The organism is Methylobacterium thuringiense, from assembly GCF_022179645.1.
Lineage (GTDB): Bacteria > Pseudomonadota > Alphaproteobacteria > Rhizobiales > Beijerinckiaceae > Methylobacterium > Methylobacterium thuringiense.
In genome coordinates, this window is record NZ_BPRA01000001.1 from 1 (window position 1) to 14,983 (window position 14,983).

Below are 14,983 nucleotides of genomic sequence, written 5' to 3' on the forward strand. Positions count from 1 at the left end.
CCTCCCTCACATACCAGCGCAACACCACAAGCCCGCAGGCGCACGCCCACGGGCATAAACGCGTTCAGGGCCACACACGGCTAACCGCACGACCAAGGCCACCGGGACCCCGAGAGGGGAGGGCCCCAAGGCCACGGCAGGGCCGAGGCCCGCGCTCACGCAAGATGCGAAACGCGGCGAGCCGAATGTGCCGTCAGTCCAACCCCAGCGGCCCGGACGAACCCGCACGGCGCCTGCGCTCACGCCCCCTCGCGATCGGCAGGACGGGCCGAGTCCCCGACGATCAGCGCCGCAGCTGGCGAGCATCCCCTCGCGACAGCCTCCACACACCCAACCGATAAAGATCGCCAAACCGTCGCCGACGCAGAGCGCCAGCAAGGATCGATCGGAAAACCGAGACAGTTCAGCCGCGTCGGTCCTGTTGCGAGGCTGCGCGGCGCAATGCGTCGGCAAGAGCTCCGCCTCGATCGTCCTCGGTCGCCGGTTTCGACTGCATATGCCGAGGATCGGGTCCTGAACTGCCGGGTTTCGGCGCGGCGCGGTCGATGGAATCGTCGAGGCGCATCGAGAGGCCGATCCGGTTGCGCGGGACATCGACCGACAGGACCAGAACGCGTACGACGTCACCGGCCTTCACGACCTCCGACGGCGCCGCGATCCGCTTCGTCGACATCGCCGAGATGTGCACGAGACCGTCCTGATGGACGCCGATATCGACGAAGGCACCGAATGCGGCAACGTTGGTGACGACGCCCTCTAGCTGCATGCCGGGCTTCAGGTCGGTGATCTTCTCGACGCCTTCTTGGAAGCTCGCCGTCTTGAAGGCTGGGCGGGGATCCCGTCCGGGCTTTTCCAGCTCGCTGATGATGTCGCGTATTGTCGGGATGCCGAAGCGCGCATCGGCGAAAGCCGCGGGCTGCAGGCTCTTCAGCATGGCGGCGTTGCCGATCAGCGCGCGGATGTCGCTCTTCGTGGCCTCCAGGATGCGGCGCACCACCGGATAGGCCTCCGGGTGGACCCCTGAGCTGTCGAGGGGATCTTTGCCGTCCTGAATCCGCAAGAACCCGGCCGACAACTCGAAGGCTTTCGGGCCTAGGCCGGCCACGGCCTTGATGGCCGTTCGGGTGCGGAACGGGCCGTTGGCGTCGCGGTGGGCCACGATGTTGGCCGCGACCGACGCACCCAGCCCCGAGACCTGCGAGAGCAGCGACGGCGAGGCCGTGTTCACGTCGACGCCCACCGCGTTCACCGCATCCTCGACGACCGCTGAGAGCGAGCGCGAGAGCTTCTGCTCGCTGATATCGTGCTGGTACTGTCCGACGCCGATCGACTTCGGATCGATCTTCACGAGCTCGGCCAGCGGATCCTGCAGACGCCGCGCGATCGAGACCGCACCACGATGCGACACGTCGAGCCCAGGCAGCTCGCGCGAGGCGATCTCGGAAGCCGAGTACACCGAGGCCCCGGCTTCCGACACCATGACCTTGGCCATCTTCAGGCCGGGGTTGGCGGCAACGATCTCGGCGGCGAGCTTGTCGGTCTCGCGTGAGGCTGTGCCGTTACCGATCGCCAGCATCTCGACCTTGTGCTGCCGGCAGAGTTGTCCGAGCGTCGCCACGGTGTCGTTCCAGCGCCGCTGCGGCTCGTGCGGATACGTTGTCTCGACGGCGACGACCTTGCCGGTGGCGTCGACCACGGCGATCTTGACACCGTTACGGTAACCGGGATCGAGCCCCATCGTGGTGCGGCCGCCTGCGGGCGCTGCGAGCAGCAGGTCCTTGAGATTGCCGGCAAATACCTTCACGGCCTCGGCCTCGGCCTTTTCAAAAAGGCGCGTGCGCAGGTCGGCCTTGATGCCGGTGCGGATCCTGGTGCGCCAGGACGACCTCACCACCTCCATGAGCCAGCCATCGCCCGGGCGGCCTCTCGCAGAGATGCCGTGCCGACGGCAGATCGCGAGCTCATAGGGGCCCGGTGTGCCGGGAGCCGAATCTTCGCCCTCTGCTGCAAGGTCGAGGTCGAGAAAGCCTTCCGTCTCGCCACGAAACAGCGCGAGGATGCGGTGTGACGGCATGCGTTCCAGCCGCTCGCTCCAGTCGAAATAGTCCGAAAACTTCGCGCCTTCGATCGCCTTGCCCTTCTTGACCCGCGAAACGGCCGCGCCGGACTTCCAGAAATCCTCGCGCAGGCGGCCGACGAGATCGGCGTCTTCGGCAAAGCGCTCGGTCAGGATGGCCTTGGCACCTTCCAAGGCGGCTTCCACCGTGTCGATGCCCTTGGCGCTCGATACATAGGCTTGCGCAACCTTGCGCGGATCGGTTTCGGGTTTGGCGAGCAGGATCTCGGACAGCGGACCGAGACCGGCCTCACGGGCCGTCTGCGCCTTGCTGCGGCGCCTCGGCTTGTAGGGCAGGTAAATGTCTTCGAGCCGGGCTTTCGTATCCGCACGGGCCAGAGCGGTCGCGAGTTCGGGCGTCAGCTTACCCTGTGCGCGGATGCTCTCGAGCACGGCCTCGCGGCGCTTCTGCAGATCGCGCAGATAGCCGAGGCGCTCTTCCAAGGTTCGCAATTGTGCGTCGTCGAGGAGACCCGTCGCTTCCTTGCGATAGCGGGCGATGAACGGCACGGTCGATCCGCCGTCGAGCAAGTCCACCGCAGCGGTGACCTGGGCTTCCCGCACACCGAGTTCTTCGGCGATCAGCAGGTTCACGGACGTCATGAGAACTCCGGGATGGGGCAGCGCAGCGGTTAGCCTATCCTAGCGAGAACGCGAAGGGTGAGGGGACGTCGAAGGGGCCGGACCCACGGCGACGTCGCCTCGAGCAGGCGACCACGGCGGATCTCTCGATACGGCTACAGCAGCAGCGAACGGAGAGTTACGGCCGTATCCGCTTGGTCGTGCCGGCGCTTCGATCTGATCCCGACCCACACCGATCAGCGAAACGAGAATGAGAACGAACGTTCATTGACATGAGAATGAACGTTCATTATAGAGAATGGGCAGCCGGGAGATGGCGATGAACACGATATGTCGTGATGGTTGGTCGAGCCGCGACGCGGATCGGTCAGGGGACGTCCAGTCGAGCATGTCGCGAATCTTCGCGACGATCCGGGTGGCATCGACCCCATCGAACCTGTTGCTCGCACTCGCCGTGATTGCGGGATGGCTGGCGCTCGTGTCTTGGACCGGTGTCGGACCGGACGGTTGGCAGGCACGATCGTGCGCGGACCTCGACCTTGGGCGCACAGCCTGCAACGCGGCCCGGCTGTCGAAGAACCAGGACCGTCTCGTCCCGCATACGATGACGACAGGGTTCGTCCGGTGAGCGCAGGCGTCAGCACCGTCATCGACGTCGGACGCGGTCATGCGGCGCGGCGCGAGCACATACTCGATGCCGCGGAAACCTGCTTCATCCGCAACGGCTTTCACCGGACCACGATGCTGGATCTGGCAAAGGCCGCGGCGATGAGCGCCGGGAATTTCTATCGGTACTTCTCATCGAAGGAGGCCATCGTGCTCGGCTTGGCGGAGCGCAAGCGCGAGCGCGGCATCGCCATGCTGGGCGAACTGGAAAAGAGCGGCGACCGGCGCGCGGCGTTCTTCGGTATCCTCACCCGGATCTTCCTGGATCTTACGCCCGAGGCCGCGGTGCTGCGGCTCGACATTTGGTCCGAGGCGACGCGCAACCCGGCCATCGCAGCGATGACCGAGAGTTCCGAGGCGGAAACCCGCGCCTGGTTCATCGACATGTTCGAGGCGCTCGCCACCTCGCCGGACTGTGATCCGCCGGCGCTCTATGCCTTGGTGAGCCACCTGCTGAAGGGCGTCATCGTCGATCGGGCCCTGACGCCCGACTTCGACCCGGCAGCCGCCGTCGCGCAAATGCTGCGGTTGCTCGAAGCCGGGCTCGGCGGACGCCTGCCGACCTCGTCCGATACAACTGGGACACCGTCGTGATGACTGCCATCCGCATATGGGCCGGCACGGCCTTGCTGTCGCTCGGCTTCGCCCTGACTGCGTCGTCCGCACAGGCCGAGGGCACGCTGGCGACCGCCAAAGCGAACCTGATCCCGGCCGTGAGCGTGGTTGAGGCCACCCGCCGCGAGATCGTCGAAAGCGTCATCGTCACCGGTACGCTGGTGCCCCGCGACGAGATCCTGGTGACGCCCGAGATCGACGGCTATCGCGTCACCGAGGTGTTGGTGGAAGAGGGCATGCGCGTCCAGCGCGGTCAGGTCCTCGCCCGCCTCTCGCACGACCTGATCGACCGGCAGCTCGCCCAGCAGAGCGCCCTCGTCGACAAGGCGACCGCTGCGGTGCCGCAGGCCCAGAGCAGCATCGAGCAGGCCGAGGCGGCCGAGACCGAGGCGCGTCTCGGCTATGACCGCGCCCGGCAGCTCATGCAGACCGGCAACGCCACGGCGGTGGTGATGGAGAGCCGCACGGCGGCGCTTCGCCAGGCCGAGGGCAAGCTCGCCTTCGCGCGCAACGGACTGCTCATCGCCAAGGCCGAGCTCGCCCAGGCCAAGGCCGTTCACGACGAGCTCGAACTCCGTCTCGCCCGCACCGAGATCCGCGCGCCGGAAGCCGGCATCGTCAGCCGCCGCACGGCCCGGGTCGGCATCACCGCCTCGTCGTCCGCCGAGCCGCTGTTCCGGCTCATCGCTCGCGGCGAGATCGAGCTGGAGGGCGAGGTCATCGAGACCAAGCTGCCGCTCCTGCACGAGGGCCGCCCGGCCTGGATCGAACTCGGCAGCGGCGAGCGCGTGCGCGGCAGCGTCCGCGCCGTCTATCCGGAGGTCGACAAGGCGAGTCGGCTGGGCAAGGTCCGCGTCCGGCTCGATGCCGACCCGCGCCTGCGCATCGGCACCTTCGCCCGCGGCGCCGTCGAACTCGCCCGCACCCGCGGCGTGACCGTGCCGCAGGCCTCCGTGCTCTATGGCGGAGCCAAAGGCAGCAGCGTGCTGGTGGCGGCCGGCGACCGGGTCGAGGCCCGCGAGGTCCGCACCGGCCTCTCCGACGACGACGACATCGAGATCCGCACCGGCCTCGCGGAGGGCGAGCGCGTCGTCGCCCTCGCCGGCAGTTTCTTGCGGGACGGCGACAAAGTTAGGCCGATCCCCGTCGCGACGGCGGTGCCGGCCGTGGCCGAGGCGCCGTCGCCCCAGGCCAGCGCCGAAGCCGGCACTCCCTGAGCCGACGCCGTCCAGCTAGTTGCAAAAAGCGGGTTGCTCCGATGCGCTTGAACATTTCCGCCTGGGCAATCCGCAACCCGATCGGGCCGCTGGTCCTGTTCCTCGTGCTGATCGTCCTCGGCCTCGTGAGCTTCCGCGGCCTGGCGGTGACGAAGATGCCGAACATCGACGTACCGATCGTCTCGGTGGCGATCACGCAGTCCGGCGCGGCCCCCTCCGAACTGCAGACCCAGGTCACGAAATGGGTCGAGGATTCGATCGCGGGCGTGCGTGGGGTCAAGCACATCACCTCGGCGATCACCGAGGGTTCGTCGGTCACCACCGTCGAGTTTCGGCTGGAGGTGAACACCGACCGCGCCGTCAACGACGTGAAGGACGCGGTCTCGAAGATCCGCATCAACCTGCCGCGCACCATCGAGGAGCCGGTGATCAGTCGTGTCGAGATCGCCGGCCTGCCGATCCTCGTCTACGGCGTGAAGGCCCCGGCGATGAACCCGGCCGAGCTGTCCTGGTTCGTCGAGGACAAGGTCGCGCGCACCCTCCAGGGCGTGAAGGGCGTCGGCGGGGTCGAGCGCGTCGGCGGCGTCGCCCGCGAGATGCGCATCGTGCTCCAGCCCGACCGGCTTCTGGCGCTCGGCATCACCGCGGCCGATGTGAACCGGCAGCTCCGCCTGACCTCGGCCGACATGGCGGGCGGGCGCGGCGAGGTCGGCGGCCGCGAGCAGTCGATCCGCACGCTTGCGGCCTCGCGCACCATCCGCGACCTCAAGGCGACCTCCATCGTCCTGCCCGCCGGCCGCAAGGTGCGGCTCGACGACCTCGCCTCGGTGCAGGACGCCATCGAGGAGCCGCGCACCTTCGCCCGCTTCGACGGTGAGCCGGTGGTGGCCTTCACGGTCTCGCGCGGCTCGGGTGCCAGCGATGCGGACGTCGCGGCGGGCGTCGAGAAGAGGGTCGCCGAGTTCCAAGCTTCCTATCCCGACATCCTCTTCGAAAAGATCGATTCCTCAGTTTCCTCGACCATCGGCAGCTACGATTCCGCGATGCACACCCTGATCGAGGGTGCCGCGCTCGCCGTGCTGGTGGTGTTCCTGTTCCTGCGCGACTGGCGCGCGACGCTGATCGCGGCGATCGCCCTTCCGCTTTCGGTCTTCCCGACCTTCTGGGCGATGGACATGCTCGGCTTCACGCTGAACGGCATCAGCCTGCTCGCGATCACGCTCGTCACCGGCATCCTCGTCGACGATGCCATCGTCGAGATCGAGAACATCGTTCGCCACATGCGACTCGGCAAATCCGCCTACCGCGCGGCGATCGAGGGTGCCGACGAGATCGGGCTGGCCGTCATCGCCATCACCGCGACGCTGATCGCGGTGTTCGCGCCGGTCTCGTTCATGCCCGGCATCGCCGGGCGCTACTTCATTCAGTTCGGGCTGACCATCGCGGTCTCGGTGTTCATGTCGCTGCTCGTGGCGCGGCTAATCACGCCGATGCTCGCCGCCTACTTCTTGCGCGACCATGCTCACGTCGAGGAGCGCGAGGGCCCGGTCATGCGTGCCTATGGCCGGCTCGTCAGCTGGTCGGTACGCCACCGGGTGATCACGCTGATCGTCGGTCTCGGTCTCTTCGCTGCTTCGCTCGCGTCCACCGGCCTGCTGCCCTCCGGCTTCGTGCCGAAGCAGGACAATGCCCGCACCCTCGTCATGGTCGAGCTGGCGCCCGGTGCGAAGCTCGCCGACACCATCGCCGTGTCCGACCGGGTGGTCGCCCGCATCCGCACCCTGCCCGAAGTGGTTTCCGTTTTCGTCGATGGCGGCCGTCAGGCCGGCGGCAAGAAGGAGACGCGGCTGGCGACGCTGACCGTCAACCTGACCCCGAAGAACCGGCGTACGAAGAAGCAATGGACCATCGAGAGCGAGATCGCCGCCCTCATCGCCGAGGAGCCGGACATCCGCTCCTGGACTCTTCGCGATAGCGGGCAGCGTGACCTCGCGCTGGTGGTCGGCGGACCCGATGCCGACGTGGTCGCGGAGGTCGCCGCCCGGCTCCAGCGCGACATGGCCGCGATCCCGCACCTCATCGCAGTGATGTCGACGGCGCCGCTCAACCGCACCGAGGTCCGCATCCGCCCCAAGGAGGGCTCGGCCGCCGATCTCGGCGTCTCCACCGACGCCATCGCCGAAACCGTGCGGGTCGGGACGATCGGCGACATCGGCCTGAACCTCGCCAAGTTCAACGCCAAGGATCGCCAGATCCCGATCCGTGTCCAACTCCCGGACAGCGCCCGCGGCGCGGTCTCGCGGCTCGAGAACCTCAAGGTGCCGGCCAAGAACGGCACCGCCGTGCCGCTAGCCGCCGTCGCCGACATCGAACTCGACCAGGGCCCCGGCGCGATCGACCGCTACGACCGCGTGATCCGCGTCGCGGTGGAGGCCAATATGGAGGGCTCGGACGCGCTGGGCTCGCTGATCCAGCAGGCGCTGCAGACGCCCACCGCGAAAAACCTGCCGCCGGGGGTGACCATCCGCCAGACGGGCGACGCCGAGATCATGGGCGAGGTGTTTTCGGGCTTCCTCATGGCGATGGGCGCCGGGATCATGATGGTCTACGCCGTGCTGGTGCTGCTGTTCGGCAACTTCCTGCAGCCGCTGACCATCCTGTTCTCGCTGCCGCTCTCCATCGGCGGCGCGATCCTCGGCCTCCTCATCCTCAACATGCCGATCTCGATGCCCGTCGTGATCGGCATCCTGATGCTGATGGGGCTGGTGACGAAGAACGCGATCATGCTCGTCGACTTCGCGGTCGAGGAGATGCGCACCGGTGTCGACCGTGTCACCGCCATCGTCGATGCCGGCCGCAAGCGCGCCCGGCCGATCGTGATGACCACCATCGCCATGGCCGCCGGCATGGTGCCCTCTGCCATGGCGCTCGGCGTCGGCGGCGAATTCCGCGCGCCGATGGCGGTGGCCGTCATCTCCGGCCTGATCGTCTCGACCCTGCTGTCGCTGGTCTTCGTGCCCGCCGTGTTCCTGCTGATGGACAGCCTCGGCAACGTCCTCGGGCGCGTGTTCGGACGCTTCGTCGGTCAACGCGACGAACCTTCCGAGGAATCCTCACAGATCCATTCCCCTGCGGCCGTGTCGCGATAGGGCCGATCGCATCACTCCCGCTTCTTCACGCGAGCAAGAGGTATCGATGACACCCATCGTCGTCCGCGCCGCTACGGCGACACTCTTTGCCGTCGCCGCTTTCAGCTGCGTCGATTCGAGCTCGGCACGTGCCTCCGAACCCTTCGGTACGTGGCTCACCGAAGACGGTCGCGCGCGCGTTCGGACGGAGCGCTGCAAATCGGAGAGCACGCGCCTTTGCGGCTACGTCGTCTGGGGGAGCAAGCCGCAGGACGATAACGGCAAGGCAAAAGTCGACAAGTACAACCCGGACCCGAGCAAGCAGACACGCCTGCAACTCGGCCATCAAATGTTGCCCGGGCTGCAGCCGAATGGCGAGGGGCACTACGAAGGCAAGATCTACAATGCCGACAACGGCAAATCCTACGACGTGACGGTATGGAGCGACCAGCCTTCGGTCCTGACCGTCAAGGGCTGCATGCTGGTGTTCTGCGCCTCGCAGGCCTGGAAGCGCGTCGAGGACGTAGCGCCCGGTCAGCTTCAGGGGGCGACCGACACGGCAGGCGGTCCGCGATCCGATCCAGAATGGGCTGCCAAGCCCGCAGCGAAGGGCCGCCCGGCGGGAACGGCCACGCCCGGACCCAGATAGGACGATTACCGGATCACCGCACGACGACTCAGGGTGACGAGATCGCCTCTATGATCCGATCGGCTGGGTCGCGGCTTCCAGCCAGGCGCGCGTGTCCGGGTCGAGATCGGGGCCGAGCGTCTCGCGCACTCGGGCGTGATAAGCGTCGATCCATTCCGTCTCGGCAGGAGACAGCAGGTCGGCGACGATCAGGTGGCGGTCGAGCGGCGCGAGCGTCAGAGTCTCGAACCCGAGCATCTGTCTTTCGCCGCCCGCGATGGCGCGCTCCTCGACCAGGATCAGGTTCTCGATGCGAATGCCGTAGGTGCCCGCGCGATAGTAGCCGGGCTCGTTCGACAGGATCATGCCGGACTCCAGCGCCGTCGTTCCCGTCTTTGCGATGCGCTGCGGTCCTTCGTGAACCGACAGGAAGGCGCCGACGCCGTGGCCGGTGCCGTGATCGAACTCGAGTCCTGCCTCCCAGAGCGGCCGCCGGGCGAAGGCATCGATCTGTGCCCCTGTCGTGCCTTTCGGAAACACCGCGCGTGCGATGGCGATGTGTCCCTGCAGCACGCGCGTGAAGCGGTCGCGCATCTCCTCCGTCGGCGTACCCACCGCCACGGTACGGGTAATGTCCGTGGTGCCGTCGGCGTATTGCGCCCCGGAATCGATCAGGAAGAGTTCGCCCGGCTCGACCCGTCGGTCGGTCGCCGTGGTGACGCGGTAATGCACGATCGCGCCGTTCGGACCCGAGCCCGAGATCGTCGGGAACGACACCTCGCGCAACAGGCCGCCTTCCGCCCGGAAATCCTCCAGGGCCTCGACGGCCTGGATTTCGCCGACGCCGCCGTGAGCCTTGCGCTGCAGCCACGCCAGGAAGCGCGTCACGGCAAGGCCATCCCGCCGGTGCGCAGCGCGTGAGCCGTCGATTTCCGCGGCGTTCTTGATCGCCTTCATGCCGGTGATCGGATCCGGCCCCATGTCGGCGGTGCCGCCGGCCGACGTGATCGTTTCCTTGAGCGCTGCCCCAGCGGTCGCGATATCGAGCCGTATCTTGGAGGGTTTGCCGGCAAGGGCGGTGAGAGCATCCTCGAACGCCCTGCGCGGGGCGAGGTCGGCGAGCGTACCGAGGTCGGCTTGCGCTTCCGGCGCGAGATCCCTCGAACTCAGGAACAGGCTCGGCCGGTCTTCCCTCGGCACGATGGCGTAGCCGAGCGCGAGCGGCGTGTGGGTCACGTCCGATCCACGCAGGTTGAACGCCCAGGCGAGGTTGTGTGGGTCCGAGATCACCAGCGCATCGGCCTTCGCCGCCGTGAGCTTTTCGCGGATGCGGGCGAGCTTCGCCTGGGCCGTCTCGCCGGCATGCTCGATCGGCTGGAGCACGACGCGGCCTGCCGGCTGTGGCGGCCGACCGGCCCAGACGGCATCGACGAGGTTCGCGACCGCCTTCGACGAGCCGCCGGCTTTGGTTGCGGCCCGCTCCAGCCGTGCGACGCCGTCGGCCGTGTGCAGCCAGGGATCGTAGCCGAGCACCTCGCCGACGCCGAGATTCTCGCCGATCCAGGTATCGAGGCTCTTCTCTGCCAGGGGCACGATCGTGACGATCCCGGCATCGACCTGTTCGGGCGCCTGCAGGGTGTAGCGCCCGTCGACGACAAGCGCTGCCTTGTCCGTCAGGACGACGGCTGCGCCGGCCGAGCCCGTGAATCCGGTAAGCCATGCCAGACGCTCGGCGTTCGCGGGCACGTATTCCGACTGGTGCTCGTCGGCGCGCGGCACCACGAAGCCATCGACTCCGGCCTCGCGCATGGCGGCCCGGAGTGCGGCGATCCGCTCTGGGCCCTTGCGGTGGCTCGGATCGTCGAAGGTCTGGAAGCGGCGGCGCGGGCTCGTCATGCCGTAAGGGTTACGCGGCGGTTCGGCGACCCGCAACAACCCGAGGGGACGCTCCGCCACGTCGCAGCACCAGCGTCGCCCATCCCTCGATCACGCCCAGGCGGGCGAGATGGAAGCCACGGTGGCGGTAAGTCGAGAGGACCCCGGGAACGTCCCGCTCGATCAGCCCGGACAGGACCAGCACGCCGTGATCCGCCACCACTGCCGTGAGCGTCGGGGCGAGACGCTTGAGCGGCCGGGCCAGGATGTTGGCGAAGACGACGTCGAAGCGGCGCGGCCGGTCGGCGAGTGCGTGGCGCACGCCGGGACCTTCGTAGAGGCGAAGGTTTCCACCGATGCCGTTGAGGCGGGCGTTGCCCTTGGCGGTCCAGACGGCCTCCGGGTCGAGATCCCCGGCGATCACCGTGGAGCGCAGGGCCTTGGCCGCCGCGAAGGCCAGGATGCCGGTGCCGGTGCCGACGTCGAGGACGTGGCGCGGGCGCCCGCGCTTCAGCACGTCGGCCAGCGCCCGCAGGCAGCCGAGCGTGGTGCCGTGGTGGCCGGTACCGAAGGCGAGAGCCGCCTCGATCTCGATGGCGAGGTCGTTGGAGCGAATGTGCTCCCGGTCGTGTGAACCGTGGATCAAAAAGCGCCCGGCCCGCACCGGCTTCAGTCCTTCGAGCGAAGCCTTCACCCAATCCTGCCGTTCGATCGTGTCGAACACGGCCTCGTCCGCCCGGTCACCGATGATGGGCCGGATCAGTTCGCGGATGAAATCCGCGTCGGGCTCCTCGGAGAAATAGGCTTCGAGCTGCCACGTGGTCGTGCCCTCGACCTCGAAGGCGGCGACGGCCGTCTCGGTTGGCTCGAACATCTCGCCGAGCACGTCGGTCATGGCGCGTGCGGATGATTCATCCGTCGACAGGCGCAGGACGTGGGTCGGGCGATGGGGAGGAAGGCCTTCGAGCATGGCGCGCGGAGTAGCACCGACTTGCCTCGCTCTCCACGGCTTTTCCAAAACGGTGTGGGAACGCTTAACCGCGAGGCAAATTGTTTAATATGTAAGCGGTACATGCGACGCGGGGTTCCGCTTGGCATCGCCGGCCAGCATCCCCAGATCGACCCGGCGCCGAAACAACCGTTTGCGTCATGAAAGCAAGAAAAGCTCCGAATCGTGGTCCCGTCGTCGTGACGGGCGATCGTGCCCGTCGCCGTCTCCGCTCTTCGCGCGACGAGGTGCTGGGGTCCGAAGCGCTCGACGCGCCCGTGCCCGGCTCGTTGCTCGTGCTGCTGAGCCGCTTGATGCGCTCGGAACGTAAGACGCCGTCCGACGATCAGGCCGGCTGATCGCTCCGGCCGTTCGGCTTGGCGCACGGATCGCTCGCCGCTATGGTCGCGCCGTTCCCGCCGGGATATAGCGCCGTTGGGGAATGGGGCCTGCCATGCAGGTAGCCTCTTCGATATCTCCGATGCGTGGCCGGGGCACGGTTGACCAGTGCCAGGGCTGCGCTCCGACCGAGGCGCGATCATCTTGGCTCATGCAATATCGACCCGCCGCTCCTGGCTCGCGGGCCTCTTCGGACTAGCACTGGCTTTCGGTTCGTTTCCCGCCACCGGTCCAGCCGATGCTGCGGACGCGCCCGTCGTCGTGTTTGCAGCGGCGAGCCTGAAGAACGCCCTCGACGAGGCGACGGCCGCTTGGGGCAAGGAGACGGGGAAGACCGTAAAAATCTCCTATGCCGGCTCGAACGCCCTGGCGAAGCAGCTCGAGTCCGGTGCGCCGGCCGACCTGTTCTTCTCCGCCGACCTCGCCTGGATGGATTATGCGCAGAAGGCCGGCAGCATCAGGCCCGACACTCGCGTCGACCTGTTGCGCAACGCCATCGTCCTGATCGCGCCGAAGGATTCGACCGCGGCACTGGATCTCAAACCCGGCGTCGACCTCGCCAAGGAGCTCGGTGACGGCCGTCTCGCCATGGGCAACGTCGATGCGGTGCCGGCCGGCAAGTACGGCAAGGCCGCGCTCACGAACCTCGGCGCCTGGGAGGCCGTGAAGGACAAGGTCGCGCAGGCCGAGAACGTCCGCGCGGCCCTGCTACTCGTCGCCCGCGGCGAGGCCCCCCTCGGCATCGTCTACGCTTCGGATGCCGTCTCGGATGCGAGCGTGAAGGTGGTCGCGACCTTCCCGGCCGACAGCCACCCCCCGATCGTCTACCCGATCGCCCGCACGAAGGATTCCGCCAACGAGGACGCCGCCAGGCTGCTGGTCTGGCTGCGCAGCCCGGCGGCCAAGCCGTTCTTCGAGAAGCAGGGATTTTCGGTCGTCGGCTCCGAGAAGAAGTCCTAGATCCTAAGCTCCACCGGCCCGGTCGCGATCAGGATCGCGTCCGGCCGGCCCGGAGTCTCGGCCAGCGCGTAGTGCACGGCATCCTGGCGGCTGCGGGAAAGGCCGCCGCCGAGGCCATGTGTCTCGACGGCCACCCAGCGGCCGGACGGATCCTGGCCGACGACGAAGCTCGACAGAGGGATGCCGGCCGGTTCTCGAATCGGCTCGGCGACGCTTTGGAATACGGACATCGCTGTTTCGGGGTCCACGCGATCCGACTGTGGACCGCGCCGTTAAGCTGGGCGCTGGCCGGTCGCGTTGCGAGCCGCCGCGGCCGGCCGCCGCACGAGGGTTGCCCAAAGATGAGGGCGGCACTCTCACGCCGGCAGACCGCTTGCCTTATCACGGCGCTTCACTGGCGATAGGGAAGCCGATGGCGCGGCGGGTAATCAGGCGAGAGGCGATCGTTCTCGTCGTGGCGGCTTCGGTGGCCGTCGCGGGAGCGGCCGCCTACTATTTTTCGCGGGCGACGACGCTGACCCTCGCGGTCGCACCGCAGGGTGGGACCGAGCTAGCGCTGTTCCAGGCCTATGCCGACGCACTCAAGGCCGGCAACAAGGACATCCGTCTCAAGATCCTGTCCTTCGACGGCGTGCGCGAGAGCGCCGAGGCCTTGAAGACCCGCAAGGCCGACCTTGCCGTTGTTAGGCCCGACGTCGCCCTGCCGGGGAACGGCCTAACGCTGGCGGTCCTGCGCGAGCAGGCGGTGCTCGTGATCACGCCGGAAGCGTCCGGCATCAAGACGATGCCCGCGCTCGCCGGCAGACGTCTCGGCTTCATCGCCCAGCGAGTCGCCGACAAGGCTCTGATCACCGGCCTTCTGGAGCATGACGGCCTGAGTCTCGTCGATCCTGAATCCGGCGCGGCCGTACCGGACGACACCGTCGGGTTGGTCGGACTTGAGGAGAAGAGCCTCGCGGCGGCCTTCGCCGAGAAACGCATCGACGCGGTCGTCGTCGTCACCACGCCGACGACGCCGGCGGCGAGGCGCATCGTCGGCCTCGTTGCGCAGGCGAGCCCCGATCACGATGCCCGGCTGATCGGCGTGCAGGATGCCGTGGCGCTGAACCAGCGGAACCCGAAGCTCGCCACCGTCACCATTCCGGCTGGTCTCTTCGGCGGAAATCCGAAAATGCCAGCCGAGGACGTCACCACCGTCGGCGCGTCCTATCGGCTGATGGCGCGCGCAAACCTGCCGCGAAGCGTGGCGGCCTCGGTCACGCAGCACCTGTTCGAGATGCGCGCGGGGCTGGCCGAAACGAACCCGGCCGCGAACGCCATCCGCGCACCGCGCTACGAAACCACCGCCGACGCGACCAGTGCGAAGCTGCCGATCCACCCCGGTGCGATCGACTATTTCGAGCGCGAGCAGGAGAGCTTCATCGAGCGCTACGAGACCTGGATCTACCTCGTCGCCTTCTTCGGCGGCGGCGTCGGCTCGATCCTGGCATGGCTCCGCCAGCGTTTTTCGCGATTGCGCCGCGAGCGGCTCGAGGTCGCGACCGAACGGCTGCTCGACATCCGCGATCAGGCCCGGACGACCACCGAGGCGGCGCGTCTCGCCGAACTGGCCGACGAGGTCGACGGGCTCGCCTCCGACATCGCCCGCTTCGCCCTCCATCGGCATGCCGAGGCCCGCACGATGAATGCCGCCAAGATCGCCATCGAGGCGGCGCGCTCGACGGTGATGCGCAACGCCGCCCTTCTCGATTCGCGGCAATCGCCGACTCCCAGAGCGAACGCCGTTGACTGAAGGGTTCTGCACGGGCT

11 protein-coding genes are annotated in these 14,983 nt (G+C 67.8%); 7 read left to right on the forward strand and 4 right to left on the reverse strand.

Annotated elements, in window-relative coordinates:
• Positions 1 to 403: 403 nt before the first annotated feature.
• Positions 404 to 2,719: a Tex family protein gene (locus MFF07_RS00005; protein WP_147818042.1), complete on the reverse strand. Its 2,316-nt coding sequence runs from the start codon at positions 2,717 to 2,719 to the stop codon at positions 404 to 406.
• Between the two features lie 603 nt (positions 2,720 to 3,322).
• On the opposite strand from MFF07_RS00005, the gene MFF07_RS00010 reads away from it, so the two are divergent.
• From MFF07_RS00010 to MFF07_RS00025, 4 genes are read left to right on the forward strand one after another with little or no spacing between them, the layout of a single operon-like run.
• The gene (locus MFF07_RS00010; protein WP_238230514.1) at positions 3,323 to 3,958 is read left to right on the forward strand and encodes a TetR/AcrR family transcriptional regulator; all 636 of its coding nucleotides are present in this window, start codon (positions 3,323 to 3,325) and stop codon (positions 3,956 to 3,958) included.
• The gene (locus MFF07_RS00015) at positions 3,958 to 5,196 is read left to right on the forward strand and encodes an efflux RND transporter periplasmic adaptor subunit (RefSeq protein ID WP_147818041.1); all 1,239 of its coding nucleotides are present in this window, start codon (positions 3,958 to 3,960) and stop codon (positions 5,194 to 5,196) included. The genes MFF07_RS00010 and MFF07_RS00015 overlap by 1 nt, the downstream gene beginning before the upstream one ends.
• A gap of 41 nt (positions 5,197 to 5,237) precedes the next feature.
• Entirely contained in the window at positions 5,238 to 8,345 is a 3,108-nt protein-coding gene (locus MFF07_RS00020; RefSeq protein WP_238230278.1) for an efflux RND transporter permease subunit, read from the forward strand.
• Positions 8,346 to 8,391: 46 nt separating this feature from the next.
• Positions 8,392 to 8,973 (forward strand): DUF2147 domain-containing protein, encoded by a 582-nt coding sequence (locus tag MFF07_RS00025; protein WP_147818039.1) that lies wholly within the window; start codon positions 8,392 to 8,394, stop codon positions 8,971 to 8,973.
• 48 nt (positions 8,974 to 9,021) lie between these two features.
• Here the strand turns inward: MFF07_RS00025 and MFF07_RS00030 are convergent, their stop codons facing one another.
• Positions 9,022 to 10,848 carry an aminopeptidase P family protein gene (locus tag MFF07_RS00030; RefSeq protein ID WP_147818045.1) on the reverse strand — a complete coding sequence of 609 codons (1,827 nt, stop codon included), beginning with the start codon at positions 10,846 to 10,848 and terminating at the stop codon, positions 9,022 to 9,024.
• A 10-nt stretch (positions 10,849 to 10,858) separates the two neighbouring features.
• The gene (locus MFF07_RS00035) at positions 10,859 to 11,797 is read right to left on the reverse strand and encodes a 50S ribosomal protein L11 methyltransferase (RefSeq protein WP_147818038.1); all 939 of its coding nucleotides are present in this window, start codon (positions 11,795 to 11,797) and stop codon (positions 10,859 to 10,861) included.
• Between the two features lie 218 nt (positions 11,798 to 12,015).
• Between MFF07_RS00035 and MFF07_RS00040 the strand changes: the two genes are divergently transcribed.
• Together MFF07_RS00040 and modA are read left to right on the forward strand one after the other, a co-directional pair.
• Positions 12,016 to 12,174 (forward strand): hypothetical protein, encoded by a 159-nt coding sequence (locus tag MFF07_RS00040; RefSeq protein WP_238230279.1) that lies wholly within the window; start codon positions 12,016 to 12,018, stop codon positions 12,172 to 12,174.
• A 184-nt stretch (positions 12,175 to 12,358) separates the two neighbouring features.
• Positions 12,359 to 13,174 carry a molybdate ABC transporter substrate-binding protein gene (gene modA / locus MFF07_RS00045; RefSeq protein WP_373322204.1) on the forward strand — a complete coding sequence of 272 codons (816 nt, stop codon included), beginning with the start codon at positions 12,359 to 12,361 and terminating at the stop codon, positions 13,172 to 13,174.
• Here the strand turns inward: modA and MFF07_RS00050 are convergent.
• Positions 13,171 to 13,404: a hypothetical protein gene (locus MFF07_RS00050; protein WP_238230280.1), complete on the reverse strand. Its 234-nt coding sequence runs from the start codon at positions 13,402 to 13,404 to the stop codon at positions 13,171 to 13,173. The genes modA and MFF07_RS00050 overlap by 4 nt on opposite strands.
• 182 nt (positions 13,405 to 13,586) lie before the next feature.
• Here MFF07_RS00050 and MFF07_RS00055 point away from each other — a divergent pair, with 182 nt between their 5' ends.
• Complete coding sequence (locus tag MFF07_RS00055; protein WP_238230281.1) at positions 13,587 to 14,966, forward strand: TAXI family TRAP transporter solute-binding subunit; 1,380 nt, start codon at positions 13,587 to 13,589, stop codon at positions 14,964 to 14,966.
• The last annotated feature ends 17 nt before the right edge of the window (positions 14,967 to 14,983 follow it).